Raw genomic sequence first — 17,331 nt, 5'->3', positions numbered from 1 at the left:
TGCCCGGCGCAGTGACGTCCGAATGCCGTGACGCCCCAAAGCCGTGGCATCCACAAGCCGGCACCTGCGGAGCCCTGACACTCAAGCTGCCACGGCCCACGCGCATCACGCCTCGACGTCATGACGCCTCTAGCACCACGCGTCCCGAGGGCCGAAGCCTGTGACCGGGTACCTGCGACGTCTCGCCGCACACCCGCTGTCTCCCGCGCGGCACCGTCCGGGGTGCCGCCGTTACCCGGTCAGGCGCCGGTGAGGGCCGCCGCCCGGTAGGCGATCTCGCGAGCGGCGCCCATGTACGCCAGTGCGCCGCTCATCCCGGGTCGTACGTCATGACCGACTGGCCGTAGCTGGGCGCCTCGGAAACGCGGACGCTCCTGGGGATGACGGCGTCGAGCACGGTGTCGCCGAAGTGGGAGCGCACCTCCTCGGCCACCTGAGAGGCGAGGCGGGTCCGGCCGTCGTACATCGTGAGCAGGATGGTCGAGACCGACAGCGTCTGGTTGAGGTGCGCCCGCACCAGTTCCACGTTCTGCAGAAGCTGGGTGAGCCCCTCCAGGGCGTAGTACTCGCACTGGATGGGAATCAGCACCTCCTGGGCCGCCGCCATGGCGTTCACGGTCAGCAGGCCCAGCGACGGCGGGCAGTCGATGAGGATGTAGTCGAACTCCATCGCGTCGAACGAGGCGAGCGCCCGCCGCAGGCGGGTCTCCCGGCCCACCATCGGAACCAGCTCGATCTCCGCGCCTGCGAGGTCGAGGGTCGCGGGAGCGCAGTACAGGTTCGGCATGTCGGGGACCGGCTTCACGATCTGCGACAGCGGCATGTCGTCGACGAGGACCTGGTACACCGACGGCATCCCCGACCGGTGTTCCGTCGCCAGCGCTGTGGACGCGTTGCCCTGCGGGTCGAGATCGACCACGAGAACGCGCTGATCGTGCATGGACAGCGCCGCCGCGAGGTTGACGGCCGTGGTGGTCTTCCCCACGCCGCCCTTCTGGTTGGCCACCGTCATCACGCGACACCGGGAAGGCCGGGGCCAGGCCCCCTCGTCGCGCGTCGAGTAACCGACGGAAGGCGCAGCCGCCTGCGGGGGCGCGGCGGCTGTTTCACGTGAAACCACAGAACTCAGTGCCTCTCGTACCAGCGGCGAATCGCCAGAGTTAAGGGGGGTCTGGGACACGGTCGTCGTCCTTTCGACCGGCGAGACAGGGGGACGAGGCCAGCCCACCCCGGAGGACCGGCCTGCTGTCGCGATCTCCCAGCGTAGGGGGAGCCGAGTCTCCGGCCAACCCAGGCCCGCTGTCACACCGCCTGATCCGGCGTCCGCCACCGGCTCACCTCTTTCGTCGCCTCCGCGCGTCCGTTCGCGGAGACCGTCCGGCGACGACGCGAACGAGGGTCGCGGGCGGCTCGACCCTACCGCGCCCCACTGTGACCAGTTCGACGTGCCTCACGCCGAACGACTCCAACTGGGGGCGGGCGGCGTCCAGTTCCTCCTGTGCCCGCTCCCCCTTCATCGCGAGCAACTCCCCGCCCTCGTGCAGCAGCGGCATCGACCACGACAGCAGACGGTCGAGCGGCGCGACCGCCCGCGCCGTCGCCACGTCGAAGACGCGCTTGTGGGCGAGCTCCTCGGCCCGCCCGCGCAGCACCTCCACGTTGTCGAGCTTGAGCGCCTCGACGCACTCGGACAGAAACACGGTGCGGCGCAGCAGCGGCTCCAGCAGCGTCACCGTCACATCAGGGCGGACGATCGCGAGCACGAGGCCGGGCAGGCCCGCGCCCGAACCGATGTCGACCAAAGTCGCGTCCGGCGGGACCGCCTCCTCCACGACCGCGCAGTTCAGCAGGTGCCGGTCCCAGATGCGGGGCACCTCGCGCGGCCCCAGCAGTCCCCGCACCACACCCGGCCCGGCGAGCAACTCGGCGAACACCCGGGCCCGCTCCAACGCCTCACCGGTGAAGATTTCCCGCGCCACCGGGGGCGCCTCGGGCAGCTCGTTGCTCTCCGTCATCACTCACTCATCCAGGAACGCTCTCGGCCAAGGGTAACCGTCCTTCCCCCTCGGCGACGGCCGGCCGTGCGGACCCGGCCTGAGGGGCAGGGCGAGGAAGGGACGTACAGGACGGAAAAGCCGCCGGTCCCGGAGGTCGGGACCGGCGGCTTCCCCGCGTCGGAACTGTGAAAAGCGGTCAGGCGGGCAGGACCACCACGAAGCGGCGGGGCTCCTCGCCCTCGGACTCGCTGCGCAGGCCTGCCGCGGCCACCGCGTCGTGAACGATCTTGCGCTCGAACGGCGTCATCGGCTTGAGCGCCTTCGGCTCACCGGTGCGCTTGACGTCGTCGGCCGCCGCGGCGCCCACCTTGGTGAGCTCGGCGCGGCGCCGCTCCCGATAACCGCCCACGTCGAGCATGAGCCGCGAACGTTCCCCCGTCTGGCGGTGCACGGCCAGGCGCGTCAGCTCCTGCAGCGCCTCCAGCACCTCCCCGCCGGGACCCACGAGCTCGTCGCCCTTGATGCCCACGATCGAGACCACCGCGCGGTCTCCCTCGACGTCCATGTCGATGTCGCCGTCCAGGTCGGCGATGTCGAGCAGGCCCTCCAGGTAGTCCGCCGCGATCTCGCCCTCCTGTTCCAGGGCTTCGATGTCGGGAGCAGGCTTGAGGGTCTCCTCAGCTTCGGTCACGTCCGGACTCTCCTTCTCCTACGACTTCTTGCTGCCGGTGCGCTTGCTTCGAGGCTGGCGCGTCGGCTGCTGACGGACGATCTTGGGGGCCGGTTCCGGCTCAGGCTGCGCCGGCGCCTTGGGCTTTCCCACCAGCTTGGTGAAGATGCCGTTCGTCGGCTCGGGAGTGGTGACGTTGCCCTTCTCGTCCACGACCGGCATGGGATGACGGCTGTAGAACCAGTGCTGCTGGCCGAGCGTCCACAGGTTGGTGGTCACCCAGTACAGGATCAGACCGAGCTGGAAGTTCAGGCTGAAGACGGCGAACAGCGGCGAGATGTACATGAGGATCTTCTGCTGCTGCGCCATGGGGTTGTCCGGCATCTGCGCCATCGAGCGCTTCACGCTCTGCCGGACGGTGAGGAACGTGGTGCACGAGCTGACGGCCACGAAGCAGGCGAGAACGATCTTCGTCATCACCGGCTGGGCGCCGAGACTCCTGATGACCTCGGCGCTGTCGAAGAACTTCGCCGCCAGCGGTGCGCCGATGACGTGCGCGGCACGCGCGCTGTTCACCAGCTCCTTGGTCATACCGAAAACGGCCCGGTCCTCGGCGATGGCCCGCAGCACGGTGAACATCGAGATGAAGATCGGGAACTGCGCGACGATCGGGAGGCAGCCCCCGAGCGGGTTGGCGCCGGCCTCCTGGTACAGCCGCATGACCTCCTGGTTCATGCGCTGCTTGTCGTTCTTGTACTTCTTGCGCAGCTCCTGGACCTTGGGCGCCAGCTCCTGCATCTTGCGCGACGAGCGCATCTGCTTCATGAAGAGCGGGAAGATCAGCAGACGCATCAGCACGGTCAGCGTGATGATGGTCAGCGCCCAGTTGAGACCGCTGCTCGAGGGGATGAAAGTGCTGTAGCCGGCGTGGATCTGGGTGATCACCCAGGCCACCGCCGTATACAGCCAGTTCAGGAATGGCAGCTCCACCGAGCTAGCTCCCTTGCGTTTCGTCGTGAGACCGGACTCGGCGTGGGGGCACCGGGTCGAAACCTCCAGGATGGAACGGGTGACACCGTCCGATACGCCTGACGGTCAGCCATACCCCGCGCGCCGCTCCATGAACGGCGACGGCTTCCAGACCATAGGCGCTGCAGGACGGCTCGAACCGGCACCTCGGCCCCAGCATCGGGCTGATGAAGGCGCGGTAGAACCGGATGATCGCGAGCAGCACACGTGCGACCGGCCCGGTCGCGGGCCGATCGGCCTCCCCGGGCACCACGGCCGGGGTCGGTTGCTGCGCTGTCATGACCGTCCATCCGTCGGGGTCCGGGAATCGGACCCGCGCCGCCGGAGTAAACGACTCAGCGCGACGTCGAGTTCGGCGGCCAGGTGCTCGCTGCGCGCGGACGCGGCCGGTGGATTGGCGCGTACCACCAGAAGGCTACCTCTCGGCAGCAGCGGCAGACGGCTCCGCACGAGGTGTCTCAACCTGCGCCTGACCTGGTTCCGCACCACGGCGCCACCGACCGCCTTGCTCACGACGAAGCCGACCAGCGGTGGCTCGTCGGCGTCACGCAGGTTCAGGTGTGCGACCAGGGTGGGGCGCCCGGCGCGCCGCCCACGGCGAATCGCGTCGGCGAACTCGTCACCCCGCCGCATGCGGGACGCGGACGGCAGCACCGGGCCTTCCTCGACGTACGGCCGCCCGCTCCGCTCGGCACGGGCGGGCGGCGTCTGATCGTCAGACCGTCAGCTCGGCGCGGCCCTTGCGGCGGCGCGCGGCCAGGATGGCGCGGCCGGCCCGGGTGCGCATGCGCAGCCGGAAGCCGTGGGTCTTCGCGCGGCGACGGTTGTTCGGCTGGTAAGTACGCTTGCTCACGGGTGGGCTCCAGGCTTCAGGTACGTCCGCGGCGTTCCGCGGGCGCGGTACATTCCAAGGTCACGGCTCGTCAGATGCGCGGGCATGCGAAAAAGCCGTCGCGTGATTAGCCGACCGGGACACGTTACGGGCCCACGGTACGTCAGGTCAAACCGGCACCCGTGACGGCAAGCGAGTACGGCGAGCGACCATGGCCCGTTAGGCTGTGGACAACGCCTTGAACGCAGGTTGCGCACACCGCTACCGTCGGCCGTCCGGCCCTTCCCCCCATCAGCGTGAATGTGCCCGGGGAGGATGCACGGGCTGTGCACATCATGTGGATCATATGTGGATGGCAGCCGGACGAGGGCCGGTGCGGCGAGGCGTACGGGACTGAGAAAACGACACGGATCGCGGCGGGCGAGCGGGGCCGCGTAACGAGAGGAGGGGCCGAGCCATGGAAGGCGTCGATCTCAACGCTGTATGGGCTCGGGCGCTCAGGACCCTGCTCGACGAGGGCGTCTCGGGGCAGCAGCGCGCGTTCCTCCAGATGACGCAGCCCTCCGGCCTGATCAACGACACGATTCTCCTGGCGGCCCCCAACGACTTCGCCAAGGAGGTCATCGAGGTACGGCTGCGCCCGCTGATCGTGCACGCCTTGTCGCAGGAGCTCGGCCGGCCCGTGCGGATCGCCGTGATGGTGGATCCCGGCGCCGGCCTGCCCGCCGCCTCCGACCCCGCCGCGGCACCGCCGGCCGACCATCGTCCACAGGTGCCGTCCACAGATTATCCACAGGCCCGTCCCCAGGCTCCGCGCTTCCCCTTAGGCGAGGACGGCCCGATCCGGCGCGACGCCGAGCCGCACGCGCCGCACTATCCACAGGGCCAGCAGTATCCACAGCCTCCGCAGCACATGTCCCCGCCGGACCACCCGCAGCGGCCCGGCGGCTACTCCCCCGAGCCGCCCGCCGCGCCCAAGCCCGAGCCGGTCCCTGGCCCGTTGCCCGGTCCTGTGCCCGGACCACCTGTGCCGGGTCCCGTGCCCGGCGCGGGGCAGAACCGCTGGGACGCCCGCGGCGGCCGCACCTCGGGCGAGCCGGCCCGGCTGAACGCCAAGTACACGTTCGAGACGTTCGTCATCGGCGCGAGCAACCGCTTCGCGCACGCCGCCGCCGTCGCGGTCGCCGAGGCCCCCGCCAAGGCGTACAACCCGCTGTTCATCTACGGCGACTCGGGGCTGGGGAAGACCCACCTGCTGCACGCGATCGGCCACTACGCGCAGAGCCTGTACGACGGCGCCCGGGTGCGGTACGTGAGCTCCGAGGAGTTCACCAACGACTTCATCAACTCCATCCGCGACCACAAGGCCGACGGGTTCCGTTCCCGCTTCCGGGCTGTGGACATCCTCCTCGTGGACGACATCCAGTTCCTCGAGGGCAAGGAGCAGACGCAGGAGGAGTTCTTCCACACCTTCAACACCCTCCACAACGCCAGCAAGCAGATCGTCATCTCCAGCGACCGGGCGCCCAAGCAGCTCGTGACGCTGGAGGACCGGCTGCGCAACCGGTTCGAGTGGGGGCTGATCACCGACGTCCAGCCGCCCGAGCTGGAGACCCGCATCGCGATCCTGCGCAAGAAGGCGATCCAGGAGGGCCTGGCCGCGCCGCCCGACGTGCTGGAGTACATCGCCAGCCGCATCGCGACCAACATCCGCGAGCTCGAGGGCGCGCTGATCCGGGTCACCGCGTTCGCCAGCCTCAACCGGCAGTCTGTGGACATCCAGCTCGCCGAGATCGTCCTCAAGGACCTCATCAGCGAGGACGCGAGCCCGGAGATCACCATCTCCCTCATCATGTCCACAACCGCCGAGTACTTCGGCGTCTCGCTCGACGACCTGTGTGGAAGCTCACGCTCGCGCGCCCTGGTCACCGCCCGCCAGATCGCCATGTACCTGGCCCGCGAGCTGACCGACCTGTCCCTGCCGAAGATCGGCCAGCAGTTCGGCGGGCGCGACCACACCACGGTGATGCACGCGGAGCGTAAGATCCGGTCGCTCATGGCCGAGCGGCGCTCGATGTACAACCAGGTCAACGAGCTGACGACACGGATCAAGCAGCGCGCACGCAACGCTTAGTACACAGCTGTGGATAACTCTGTGGATCAAAAATGCCGCCCTCGGCGGCGGCTCCGTGCGTTACCCCCACCCTCTCCGGCCCGCCAACGCGCCGTCCCTACTTGGGGAAAACTTTGGGGAGAAGCTGGGGATGGCTTGGGGAATACCCGTGGACGAGCTGGGGACGCCCTGTGCGTACTCGTCACACACAGCTCAGCTGTCCCATTTACCCCGTGGACAACCGGTGGAAACATCGTGGATTACTCGTGGACAGAGGGCCCTTCGCCTGGGGAACGGGTGTGGGGACAGCGGGACCGCCCACAGTCCACAGGGGGTCCGTCCACGTTTCCCCCACACCGGCAGTGGATGAATCAGCTCCGCTGAGCTGCGAAAATGCTCGACATCCACATATCCACACTGCCTAATGAGACGACTTGTATCTCTCTCCCTAAGAACTCAAGAACCATAGAAGGGGTTCTGGAGGCACACAGGTGCGGGAGAGTGAAGACTTGACGAAGCAGCGACACCCAGGAGGCTGATCCACGTGATGTTCCGGATCGATCGCGACGTGCTCGCCGAGGCCGTGGCGTGGACGGCACGGAGCTTCCGGCCCGTCCCTCGGTGCCGGTGCTCGCCGGCATGCGGCTGGAGGTGACCGACGACCAGCGGCTGAAGCTCTCCGGCTTCGACTACGAGGTCTCCGCCGAGGTGACCCTCGACGTGCAGACCGGAGAGCCAGGTGTGGTGCTCGTCTCCGGCAAGCTCCTCGCCGAGATCACCCGCGCCCTCCCCGCACAGCCGGTCGAGCTGGTTGTGGACGGAGCCAAGGCCGTCGTCACCTGTGGCAGCGCCCGGTTCACACTTCTCACCATGCCTGTGGAGGACTACCCCTCCCTGCCGGCCATGCCCCCCGCCGCCGGACGGGTCGGCAGCGACGTGTTCGCCTCCGCCGTCGGCCAGGTGGCCGTCGCCGCGGGCAAGGACGACACCCTCCCGATGCTCACCGGCGTACGGATGGAGATCGAGGGCGACACCGTGACCCTCGCCGCCACCGACCGCTACCGCCTCGCCGTACGCGAGCTGAAGTGGCAGCCCGAGCAGCCCGACTTCCAGGCCGTGGCAATGATCCCCGGCCGTACGCTTGCGGACACGGCCAAGGCCCTGGGCGGCACCGGCGCGGAGGTGGAGATCGCGCTGAGCTCGGCCGGCGGCACCGGCGAGGGCATGATCGGGTTCTCCAGTTCCGGACGGCGGACGACGACCCGGCTGCTCGACCCCGAGTTCCCCAAGTACCGCTCGCTGCTGCCCACCGAGTTCTCCGCGCGCGCGGACCTGTCCACAGCCTCGTTCGTCGAGGCCGTCAAGCGCGTCGCGCTGGTCGCCGAGCGCAACACCCCCGTACGGCTGGCCTTCCGCGGCGGAGAGGTCGTCCTGGAGGCAGGCAGCGGCGACGAGGCGCAGGCCGTGGAGGCGCTGCCGGTCGAGTTCGACGGCGACGAGATCAACATCGCCTTCAACCACCAGTTCCTGCTGGAGGGCCTGGGGGCGATCGACTCCGACGTCGCGCGGCTCCAGTTCACCACTCCCACCAAGCCCGCCATCCTCACCGGGGGCAAGCCTGTGGACGACGGGGGGAGCGAGGACTACCGCTACCTCATCATGCCCATCCGCTTGTCCAGCTGACGCGCCTCCGACACCCCGGGCGTACGATCTCCTGCGGGCATGGACCCCTGATGCATGGGTACGCGTGCCTCGGTGGACGACGCAGAGGTTGAGGGGTGGCTCAGATGCAGATCGGCATGATCGGGCTCGGCAAGATGGGCGGGAACATGGCCGAGCGGCTTCGGCGCGGCGGCCACGAGGTCGTCGGCTACGACCGCGATCCCTCCATCAGCGACGTCGGCAGCCTGAAGGACCTCGTCGAGAGGCTTCAGGCGCCGCGTGCGGTCTGGGTCATGGTCCCCGCCGGGGCGCCGACGCGGAGCACGGTCGAGCAGCTGCGCGACCTGCTGTCGGAGGGCGACATCGTCATCGACGGCGGCAACTCGCACTACCTGGACGACCAGCGGCACGCGGCCGAACTCGGCGCCCACGGCATCGGCTTCGTCGACGTGGGCGTCAGCGGCGGCGTCTGGGGACTGGAGTACGGCTACGCCCTGATGACCGGCGGCGACGAGGAGCACATCCGCCGGCTGATGCCGATCTTCGAGACGCTCAAGCCCGAGGGCGAGGACGGCTTCGTCCACGCGGGCAGCGTGGGCGCCGGCCACTTCGCGAAGATGGTCCACAACGGCATCGAGTACGGCATGATGCAGGCCTTCGCCGAGGGCTGGGAGCTGCTGGAGGCCAGCGACGTCGTCACCAACGTCCCCGAGACGTTCAAGAGCTGGCGGCACGGCACGGTCATCCGCTCCTGGCTGCTCGACCTGCTGGTGCGGGCGCTGGAGGAGGACCCCGACCTCGCCGAGCTCAAGGGCTACGCGGAGGACTCCGGCGAGGGCCGGTGGACGGTCCAGGCCGCCGTGGACCACGCCGTGCCCCTGCCGGCCATCACGGCCGCGCTGTACGCCCGCTTCGCCTCGCGCCAGGCCGACTCCCCGTCGATGAAGATGGTCGCGGCGCTGCGCAACCAGTTCGGCGGGCACGCGGTCGCCTCGGCCGAGGGCCAGACCGGCAAGGGCGCCGACTCCCCCGGAGCCGACGTCACCCCGCCCGTGGAGGCCGAGCGCTGACGCGCGGCCGGACCTCGGCGTCCACGCGTGGCCTTGGATTCGTCCACAAGGGTGTGGATGTCGGGGCCTCGTCCGGGTGACGCTGCCTGACCGCGGGCCGGCGGCGTCGATCCTCCACAGGCTGTGGACGAACCACCCCGCACCCACCCGTTTCTCCACAGCGCGCCGTTTCTCCACAGCCGCCGCGGCCGGGACACGAAGGGCGGGCACCGGCACTAGCCTGGCGGGGTGCACGTGGCGAGCCTGTCCCTCACCGACTTCCGGTCCTACCCTGAGGTCGAACTCGTGCTGGAACCCGGGGCGACGGCGTTCGTCGGGCCGAACGGGCAGGGCAAGACCAACCTGGTCGAGGCGCTCGGCTACGTCGCGACCCATTCGAGCCACCGCGTGGCCACCGACGCGCCGCTCGTACGGCACGGCGCGCAGCGGGCGATCGTGCGCGCGGCGGTGGTCAGGGACGACCGCCGCGCGTTGATCGAGATCGAGATCAACCCGGGCCGGGCCAACCGCGCCAGGGTGAACCGCTCGCCCGTCCCCCGTCCGCGCGACGCCCTCGGCCTGCTGCGGACCGTGCTGTTCGCCCCGGAGGACCTCGCCCTGGTCAAGGGCGACCCGTCCGAGCGCCGCCGTTTCATGGACGACCTGCTCGTCGCCCGTGTCCCCAGGTTCGCGGGCGTGCGCGCCGACTACGAGCGCGTGCTCAAGCAGCGCAACGCGCTCCTGCGTACGGCCGCGGCGACGCGGGCAGGACGGCGGCGCGGCGGCCGGCGGCAGGAGGACGACGCGGCCTTCGCCGCCGCCGGCGCGGGAGACGTGTTGAGCACGCTCGAGGTCTGGGACTCCCACCTGGTGAGCCACGGGGCGGAACTGCTGGCGGCGCGGCTGCGCCTGGTGGACGCGCTGCGTCCGCTCGTGGCCAAGGCGTACGCCACTCTCGCGCCGTCGTCGGGACTCGCCGATCTCGAATACCGACTGTCGGGGTTATCCACAGATATCCCCACCCTGGGGACAAACCGGGAACTACTGGCCGAGCACCTGCGGGCGGGCCTCACGGAGGCGCGCCAGGCGGAGCTCGAACGCGGCGTGACCCTCGTCGGCCCGCACCGCGACGACCTGCTGCTGCGGCTGGGCGAGCTGCCGGCCCGGGGCTACGCGAGCCACGGCGAGTCGTGGTCGTTCGCCCTCGCGCTGCGGCTGGCCGCCTACGACCTGCTGCGGGCCGACGGCGGCGACCCCGTGCTGATCCTGGACGACGTCTTCGCCGAGCTGGACGGCCAGCGGCGCAGGCGGCTCACCGAGATCGTCGCCCCGGCCGAGCAGGTGCTCATCACGGCGGCGGTGCCGGACGACGTGCCGCCCGAGCTGGCCGGCGCCCGGTTCGACGTGATGGAAGGGAATGTGACCCGTGTCCGATGAGATATCCACAGGCGGTGGACAGTCCCCGCAGGGCGCGGTCGCGCGGGGTGCCGCGCTGGCGCGGGAGAAGCTGGCCCAGGCGAAGGCCGACGCGCTGAAGCGGGGGCAGCTCCCCCGCACCGAGCCGCGTCGCCGCTCCGGCTCGGGTGCCTCGCGGCGCGACTCCGGTGACCCGCTGCCGTTCGGCCGGGCGATCCGCGACCTGCTCGCCGCCCGCGGATGGGAGCAGCCGGTCGCGGTGGGCGGGGTGTTCGGCCGCTGGGCGGAGATCGTCGGCCCCGAGCTGGCCGCGCACACCAGGCCGGAGAGCTTCGAGGACGGTGAGGTGGTGGTCGCCGCCGACTCGACCGCCTGGGCGACCCAGGTCAGGCTCCTCGCGTCCACCCTGGTCAGACGGCTGAACGAGGAGCTCGGCGACGGCACCGTGACACGTGTGAAGGTGCACGGCCCCGGTGCGGGTCACCGCCCGGAGGGCGGCCTGCGCGTACGCGGGAGTCGCGGCCCGGGCGACACGTACGGCTGAGCACCGGGGGGCGAGCGCCTTCCGGGGCCGGCGTCGGCGCCGTCTCCCGGGGGCTCGCACGAGCTCGCGGCGAGCTCAGAACCGACCCGAGGAGACCCCGAACCGGCCCAAAATCGCGTCTGAGGCTCCGACCCCCATTCCGTGTGGGGGGTGCTCAGAAACATGATCGTCAAGCGACAGGGCACCACAGCCCCCGTGAATGCCACCTGATGTCCGTCGGACCGGTAGAATGTAAACGGACTCAAGGACACGTCCGGTTTGCGTCACCCCGGTCCCATGGGCCGGTTTCCCTGGGTGTGCGCATCGGGGCACTCACGACGGTGACGGGCACGGCAGGGGCAGCCAATCCACGGTGCCGCCCGCCGCGTGTCCGCGGCAGGAGGATTTCGCACTTGTCCTACGACGCTAGCTCTATCACCGTTCTCGAGGGGCTGGAAGCGGTCCGCAAGCGCCCCGGTATGTACATCGGTTCCACCGGTGAGCGCGGGCTGCACCACCTCGTCTACGAGATCGTCGACAACGCGGTCGACGAGGCGTTGGCCGGCTACAACGACCTGATCGAGGTCACCCTGCTCGCCGACGGCGGCGTGCGCGTGATGGACCACGGACGCGGCATTCCCGTGGGCATCGTCGCCGCCGAGGGCAGGCCCGCCGTCGAGGTCGTCTTCACCGTGCTGCACGCTGGCGGCAAGTTCGACAGCAAGTCGTACGCCGTCTCGGGCGGTCTGCACGGCGTGGGCGCCTCGGTCGTCAACGCGCTGTCGACGCGCCTGGAGGTCGAGGTCCGCACCGACGGCCACGTGTGGCGGCAGAAGTACGTGACGGCCAAGCCGACGGCCCCGCTGGAGAAGGGCGAGCCGACCGACGAGCACGGCACGACGATCAGCTTCTGGCCCGATCCGGCCATCTTCGAGACGACCGCCTGGAACTTCGAGACGCTCGCGCGCCGATTCCAGGAGATGGCCTTCCTCAACAAGGGCCTGAAGATCACGCTGACCGACGAGCGGCCCGACCACATCATCGACGGCGCGGCCAAGGTGGTCACCTACCACTACGAGGGCGGCCTGTCCGACTTCGTCAAGCACCTGAACTCCAAGAAGGAGCCGATCCACAACTCGGTGATCGACTTCGAGGAGCACGGCGACGGCATCTCGGTCGAGATCGCCATGCAGTGGAACGCCTCCTACGCCGAGTCGGTCTACACGTTCGCCAACACGATCAACACGGCTGAGGGCGGCACTCACGAGGAGGGCTTCCGCGCGGCGCTGACCACCATCGTCAACCGGTACGCGCGCGAGCAGAAGTTCCTCAAGGAGGGCAAGGACGACAACCTCAGCGGCGACGACGTCCGCGAGGGCCTGGCCGCGATCATCTCGGTGAAGCTGGCCGACCCGCAGTTCGAGGGCCAGACGAAGACCAAGCTGGGCAACACCGAGGCGAAGTCGTTCGTCCAGAAGGCCTGCAACGACCACCTGCGTGACTGGTTCGAGCGCAATCCGGGCGAGGCCAAGGAGATCATCAACAAGTCGCTCCAGGCGGCCCGCGCCCGCATCGCGGCGCGGCAGGCCCGCGACCTCACCCGGCGCAAGTCGCTGCTGGAGAGCGGCAGCGGCCTGCCGGGCAAGCTGGCCGACTGCCAGTGGTCGGAGCCGGAGAAGTGCGAGCTGTTCATCGTCGAGGGCGACTCGGCCGGCGGCTCGGCCAAGGGCGGGCGCGACCCCAAGTTCCAGGCGATCCTCCCGCTCCGCGGCAAGATCCTTAACGTCGAGAAGGCCCGGATCGACAAGGTCCTCAAGAACAACGAGGTCCAGGCGCTCATCACGGCTCTCGGCACCGGCGTCCACGACGAGTTCGACATCTCGAAGCTGCGCTACCACAAGCTGATCCTGATGGCGGACGCCGACGTGGACGGCCAGCACATCACCACGCTGCTGCTGACGCTGCTGTTCCGCTTCATGCGCCCGCTGATCGAGGCCGGGCACGTCTACCTGTCCCAGCCGCCGCTCTACAAGATCAAGTGGGACCGCAAGGGCGAGGACGCCTCGTACGCGTACTCCGACCGGGAGCGGGATGCGATCATCGAGGACGGCGTCGCCCGCGGCCGGCGTGACCCCCGCCTCCACGACGGTGTGCAGCGGTTCAAGGGTCTGGGCGAGATGAACGCCTCCCAGCTGTGGGACACCACGATGAACCCCGACACCCGGGTGCTGCGCCAGGTCACCCTCGACGACGCCGCCCAGGCCGACGACCTGTTCAGCGTGCTGATGGGTGAGGACGTCGAGGCCCGCAGGAACTTCATCATCACCAACGCCCGCGACGTCCGGTTCCTCGACGTCTGAGCAGCGCGGCCAACCAGAAGGACTTTTCGTGACGGAAGTGAACACGCCGCCTGGGCCCCCCGCCGATCGCATCGAGCCGGTCGACATCCAGGCCGAGATGCAGCGCAGCTACATGGACTACGCGATGTCCGTCATCGTGTCCCGAGCGCTGCCCGACGTCCGCGACGGCCTCAAGCCCGTGCACCGCCGCGTGCTGTACGCGATGTTCGACGGCGGCTACCGGCCCGACCGCGGCTACTTCAAGTGCTCCCGCGTCGTCGGCGACGTCATGGGCTCCTACCACCCCCACGGCGACACGTCGATCTACGACACCGTCGTACGGCTCGCGCAGCCCTGGTCGCTGCGCTACCCGCTCGTCGACGGCCAGGGCAACTTCGGCTCGCCGGGCAACGACCCGGCCGCCGCGATGCGGTACACCGAGTGCCGCCTCGCGCCGATCGCCATGGAGATGCTCCGGGACATCGACAAGGAGACCGTCGACTTCCAGCCCAACTACGACGGGCGGTCGCAGGAGCCGGTCGTCCTTCCGTCGCGGTTCCCGAACCTGCTGGTCAACGGGTCCGCCGGCATCGCGGTGGGCATGGCGACGAACATCCCGCCGCACAACCTCCGTGAGGTCGGCGAGGCCGTCAAGTGGGCGCTCGACAACCCCGAGGCCACCGACGAGGAGCTGCTCAACGGGCTGCTCGCGCGGGTCAAGGGCCCCGACTTCCCGACCGGCGCGCTGATCGTCGGCCGTCGCGGCATCGAGGACGCCTACCGCACCGGCCGTGGGTCGATCATCATGCGGGCCGTCGTCGAGGTCGAGGAGGACGCCAAGGGACGGCAGTGCCTGGTCGTCACGGCCCTGCCGTACCAGGTGAACCCGGACAACCTGGCGCTCACGATCGCCGAGCTGGTCAGGGACGGCAAGATCACCGGGATCGCGGACGTCCGCGACGAGACGTCCTCGCGGACCGGCCAGCGGCTGGTGATCGTGCTCAAGCGCGACGCGGTCGCCAAGGTCGTGCTGAACAACCTCTACAAGCACACCCAGCTCCAGACCACCTTCGGCGCGAACATGATCGCGCTGGTGGACGGCGTGCCGCGGACGCTGCGGCTCGACCAGTTCGTCCGGCACTACATCACGCACCAGATCGAGGTCGTGGTCCGGCGGACCCGGTTCCTGCTGCGCAAGGCGGAGGAGCGGCCCACATCCTGCGCGGTCTGCTCAAGGCGCTCGACCGGCTCGACGACGTCATCGCCCTGATCAGGCGGTCGCCGTCCGCGGCCGAGGCGCAGGGCGGCCTGATGACGCTGCTGGACATCGACCAGGTCCAGGCGCAGGCCATCCTGGACATGCAGCTGCGCAAGCTGGCCGCGCTGGAGCGGCAGCAGATCCAGGACGAGTACGACGGCCTGATGGCGCAGATCGCCGACTACCAGGACATCCTGGCCTCCGAGCCCCGGCAGCGCCGGCTCGTGTCGGACGAGCTCGGGGAGATCGTCGCCAAGTACGGCGACGAACGCAAGACCGAGATCACCGCGTACGAGGGCGACATGTCCATCGAGGACCTGATCGCCGAGGAGGACGTGGTCGTCACGATCACGCGCGGCGGCTACGCCAAGCGGACGAGCACCGACCTCTACCGGGCGCAGCGGCGCGGCGGCAAGGGCGTCAGGGGCGCGCAGCTCCGCCAGGACGACATCGTCGAGCACTTCTTCGTCACCACGACGCACCACTGGCTGCTGGCCTTCACGAACAAGGGCCGGGTCTACCGCTTCAAGGCGTACGAGCTGCCGGACTCGGGCCGGGACGCCCGCGGCCAGCACCTGGCCAACCTGCTCGCCATGCAGCCCGACGAGCACGTGATGGAGATCCTCGACCTGCGGGACTACAACGTCGCGCCCTACCTGGTGCTGGCGACCCGTAGCGGTCTGGTGAAGAAGACGCGGCTTTCCGAATACGATTCGCCGCGATCCGGTGGCCTGATCGCGATCAATCTGCGCGAAGATGACGAGGTGATCGCCGCACGTCTCGTCTCCGAGGGTGACGACCTGCTGCTCGTGTCCAAGAACGCGCAGTCGATCAGGTTCACCGCGTCGGACGAGGCGCTGCGCCCGATGGGCCGCGCCACCAGCGGTGTGATCGGCATGCGGTTCGTGGACGGTGACGAACTTCTCGCGATGAACGTCATGAGCGACGGCGATGACGTGTTGATCGCGACCGAGGGTGGGTATGCGAAGCGGACACCCGCCGACCAGTACCCGGTCCAGGGCCGGGGCGGCAAGGGCGTACTGACGGCGAAGATCGTCAGCGCTCGTGGCAAGCTGGTCGGAGCCGTCATGGTGCGTCCCGAGGACGAGGTCTTCGCGATCACCTCTGCCGGCGGGGTGATCCGTACCAGCGCCGGCGAGATCAAGCAGTCGGGCCGCCAGACCATGGGCGTCCGCCTGATGAACCTGGCCGAGGGTGACAGCGTTGTGGCCCTCGCTCGCAACGCCGAGTCGTTGGAGACCGAGGAGAACGGGGCAGGAGACGAGGCATGAGCGAGCGAGTCGTCATCCGCGAGTGCGCACCGGGTGAGGGTGTGGCATGAGCGACACCGGTGGGCCGCGGACACCCGGCAGCAAGCAGAGACCCACGGGCGCCCGCCCGGCGTCGCCCCCGAACGGGGTTACCGCGCGGGCGCACGATGGCGGTAGCGTCGCCAAGGTGGCTTCCGAAGGAGATGACGTGACCGCCGCCGACAAGGCGAAGGCCGACGACACCATGCGCATCCGGACCTCGGCCGCTGACCAGCCATGGAAGCGGCAGACGGCCACGGACGGCGCGTCCGACAACGGCAGCAGGTCCGACGGCGGCGGGGCGACCGCGCAGTACCCCCGGCCCACCGGCGCCGGTGCGTCCACACCCCCTGTGGACAACGTCCGTCCGTCTGTGGACAACGGCCGGCCCTCGGTGGACGGCGGTTCCGTACGCGGCCTGAACTTCGGCCCGGCCGGGGACCGGCCCGAGTCCTCCAAGAAGGACAAGGACAAGAAGCTCGGCGTGCGTCCGCCGCGCAAGGCCCACCTGGTCCTGCGCAGGATCGAGCCGTGGTCGGCGATGAAGTTCAGCTTCGTCGTGTCGCTGGTGTGCTTCGTCGTGCTGTTCGTGGCCGTCGCCGTGCTGTACGGCGTGCTGTCGGCACTCGGCGTCTTCTCCTCGATCACCGACACCGTCAACCAGCTCACCAGCGGCGCCGGTGGCGCCGGGGCCGGCACCATCGACATCGGCAGCTGGTTCGAGCCGGTCCGCATCCTCGGGTACGCGGCCCTGCTGGGCGCGCTGAACGTCGTGCTCATCACCGCGCTGTCCACGCTCGGCGCCGTGATCTACAACATCTCCGCGGACCTCGTGGGCGGTGTTGAGGTCACGTTCAGCGAAGCCGAGTGACCCTACCGGTACGGCAGGCCGCCCACGCGAGCGGCCCGCCGTACGGATGCGCCTCGATGGCACGACCACGGGCCCGGACACGGTAAGCTTTTCCTCGTTCGGAACGACGGATTCGCCACCGGAAACGGGATGCGGTAACGTTCGTTGCGCGGTGCGGGGCTATAGCTCAGTCGGTTAGAGCGCTTCCCTGATAAGGAAGAGGTCCCAGGTTCAAGTCCTGGTAGCCCCACCACGAAGTACCAGCTCAGAGGCCAGTTCCCAA

Annotated in this window: 12 protein-coding genes, 1 tRNA gene and 3 pseudogenes; 9 read left to right on the top strand and 7 right to left on the bottom strand. The window is 69.4% G+C overall.

Features of this window, described 5'->3' with window-relative positions:
* Window positions 1-239: 239 nt before the first annotated feature.
* From B1L11_RS09970 to rpmH, 7 genes and pseudogenes are all read right to left on the bottom strand, one after another.
* Window positions 240-1,012, bottom strand: a pseudogene (locus B1L11_RS09970) (ParA family protein).
* A 322-nt stretch (window positions 1,013-1,334) separates the two neighbouring features.
* Window positions 1,335-2,015, bottom strand: a complete 681-nt coding sequence (gene rsmG, locus B1L11_RS09965; RefSeq protein WP_079314212.1) for a 16S rRNA (guanine(527)-N(7))-methyltransferase RsmG — start codon at window positions 2,013-2,015, stop codon at window positions 1,335-1,337.
* A 178-nt stretch (window positions 2,016-2,193) separates the two neighbouring features.
* Window positions 2,194-2,688: a R3H domain-containing nucleic acid-binding protein gene (locus B1L11_RS09960; RefSeq protein ID WP_030508592.1), complete on the bottom strand. Its 495-nt coding sequence runs from the start codon at window positions 2,686-2,688 to the stop codon at window positions 2,194-2,196.
* Between the two features lie 18 nt (window positions 2,689-2,706).
* A complete protein-coding gene (gene yidC, locus B1L11_RS09955) occupies window positions 2,707-3,657 on the bottom strand; it encodes a membrane protein insertase YidC (RefSeq protein ID WP_079314211.1) in 951 nt (316 codons plus the stop codon).
* A gap of 4 nt (window positions 3,658-3,661) precedes the next feature.
* On the bottom strand, window positions 3,662-3,976 hold the full coding sequence (gene yidD, locus B1L11_RS09950; protein WP_079314210.1) for a membrane protein insertion efficiency factor YidD: 315 nt from the start codon (window positions 3,974-3,976) through the stop codon (window positions 3,662-3,664).
* A complete protein-coding gene (rnpA, locus tag B1L11_RS09945) occupies window positions 3,973-4,350 on the bottom strand; it encodes a ribonuclease P protein component (RefSeq protein WP_079314209.1) in 378 nt (125 codons plus the stop codon). Before rnpA ends, yidD begins: the two co-directional genes overlap by 4 nt.
* 61 nt (window positions 4,351-4,411) lie before the next feature.
* Window positions 4,412-4,549, bottom strand: a complete 138-nt coding sequence (gene rpmH / locus B1L11_RS09940; protein ID WP_015772801.1) for a 50S ribosomal protein L34 — start codon at window positions 4,547-4,549, stop codon at window positions 4,412-4,414.
* 436 nt (window positions 4,550-4,985) lie between these two features.
* Between rpmH and dnaA the strand changes: the two genes are divergently transcribed.
* The 9 genes and pseudogenes from dnaA to B1L11_RS09895 all read left to right on the top strand — a co-directional run bounded on the left by dnaA (window position 4,986) and on the right by B1L11_RS09895 (window position 17,301).
* Entirely contained in the window at window positions 4,986-6,662 is a 1,677-nt protein-coding gene (gene dnaA, locus B1L11_RS09935; protein ID WP_079314208.1) for a chromosomal replication initiator protein DnaA, read from the top strand.
* Window positions 6,663-7,185: 523 nt separating this feature from the next.
* Window positions 7,186-8,324: pseudogene (gene dnaN / locus B1L11_RS09930) on the top strand (DNA polymerase III subunit beta).
* Between the two features lie 104 nt (window positions 8,325-8,428).
* Window positions 8,429-9,373 carry a phosphogluconate dehydrogenase (NAD(+)-dependent, decarboxylating) gene (gnd, locus tag B1L11_RS09925; RefSeq protein WP_079314207.1) on the top strand — a complete coding sequence of 315 codons (945 nt, stop codon included), beginning with the start codon at window positions 8,429-8,431 and terminating at the stop codon, window positions 9,371-9,373.
* A gap of 228 nt (window positions 9,374-9,601) precedes the next feature.
* Window positions 9,602-10,789, top strand: a complete 1,188-nt coding sequence (gene recF / locus B1L11_RS09920; protein ID WP_079314206.1) for a DNA replication/repair protein RecF — start codon at window positions 9,602-9,604, stop codon at window positions 10,787-10,789.
* Window positions 10,779-11,312 (top strand): DciA family protein, encoded by a 534-nt coding sequence (locus tag B1L11_RS09915; RefSeq protein WP_079314205.1) that lies wholly within the window; start codon window positions 10,779-10,781, stop codon window positions 11,310-11,312. Before recF ends, B1L11_RS09915 begins: the two co-directional genes overlap by 11 nt.
* A 431-nt stretch (window positions 11,313-11,743) precedes the next feature.
* A complete protein-coding gene (gene gyrB / locus B1L11_RS09910) occupies window positions 11,744-13,651 on the top strand; it encodes a DNA topoisomerase (ATP-hydrolyzing) subunit B (RefSeq protein ID WP_372974662.1) in 1,908 nt (635 codons plus the stop codon).
* A 28-nt stretch (window positions 13,652-13,679) separates the two neighbouring features.
* Window positions 13,680-16,180: pseudogene (gene gyrA, locus B1L11_RS09905) on the top strand (DNA gyrase subunit A).
* 187 nt (window positions 16,181-16,367) lie between these two features.
* Window positions 16,368-17,069 carry a DUF3566 domain-containing protein gene (locus B1L11_RS09900; RefSeq protein ID WP_256862385.1) on the top strand — a complete coding sequence of 234 codons (702 nt, stop codon included), beginning with the start codon at window positions 16,368-16,370 and terminating at the stop codon, window positions 17,067-17,069.
* A gap of 155 nt (window positions 17,070-17,224) precedes the next feature.
* Window positions 17,225-17,301: transfer RNA gene (locus B1L11_RS09895), tRNA-Ile, on the top strand.
* Window positions 17,302-17,331 lie beyond the last annotated feature (30 nt).

Origin of the sequence: Microbispora sp. GKU 823 (genome assembly GCF_002027145.1) — a bacterium.
Lineage (GTDB): Bacteria > Actinomycetota > Actinomycetes > Streptosporangiales > Streptosporangiaceae > Microbispora > Microbispora siamensis.
The sequence above is the reverse complement of the archived record's forward strand: the minus strand, read 5'-3'. Positions and strand labels throughout refer to the sequence as shown.

Excerpts from the sequence above, each read along its gene's own strand:
- rsmG (WP_079314212.1), bottom strand. The coding sequence starts at position 2,015 with ATGACGGAGAGCAACGAGCTGCCCGAGGCGCCCCCGGTGGCGCGGGAA.
- dnaA (WP_079314208.1), top strand. The coding sequence starts at position 4,986 with ATGGAAGGCGTCGATCTCAACGCTGTATGGGCTCGGGCGCTCAGGACC.
- yidD (WP_079314210.1), bottom strand. The coding sequence starts at position 3,976 with ATGACAGCGCAGCAACCGACCCCGGCCGTGGTGCCCGGGGAGGCCGAT.
- gnd (WP_079314207.1), top strand. The coding sequence starts at position 8,429 with ATGCAGATCGGCATGATCGGGCTCGGCAAGATGGGCGGGAACATGGCC.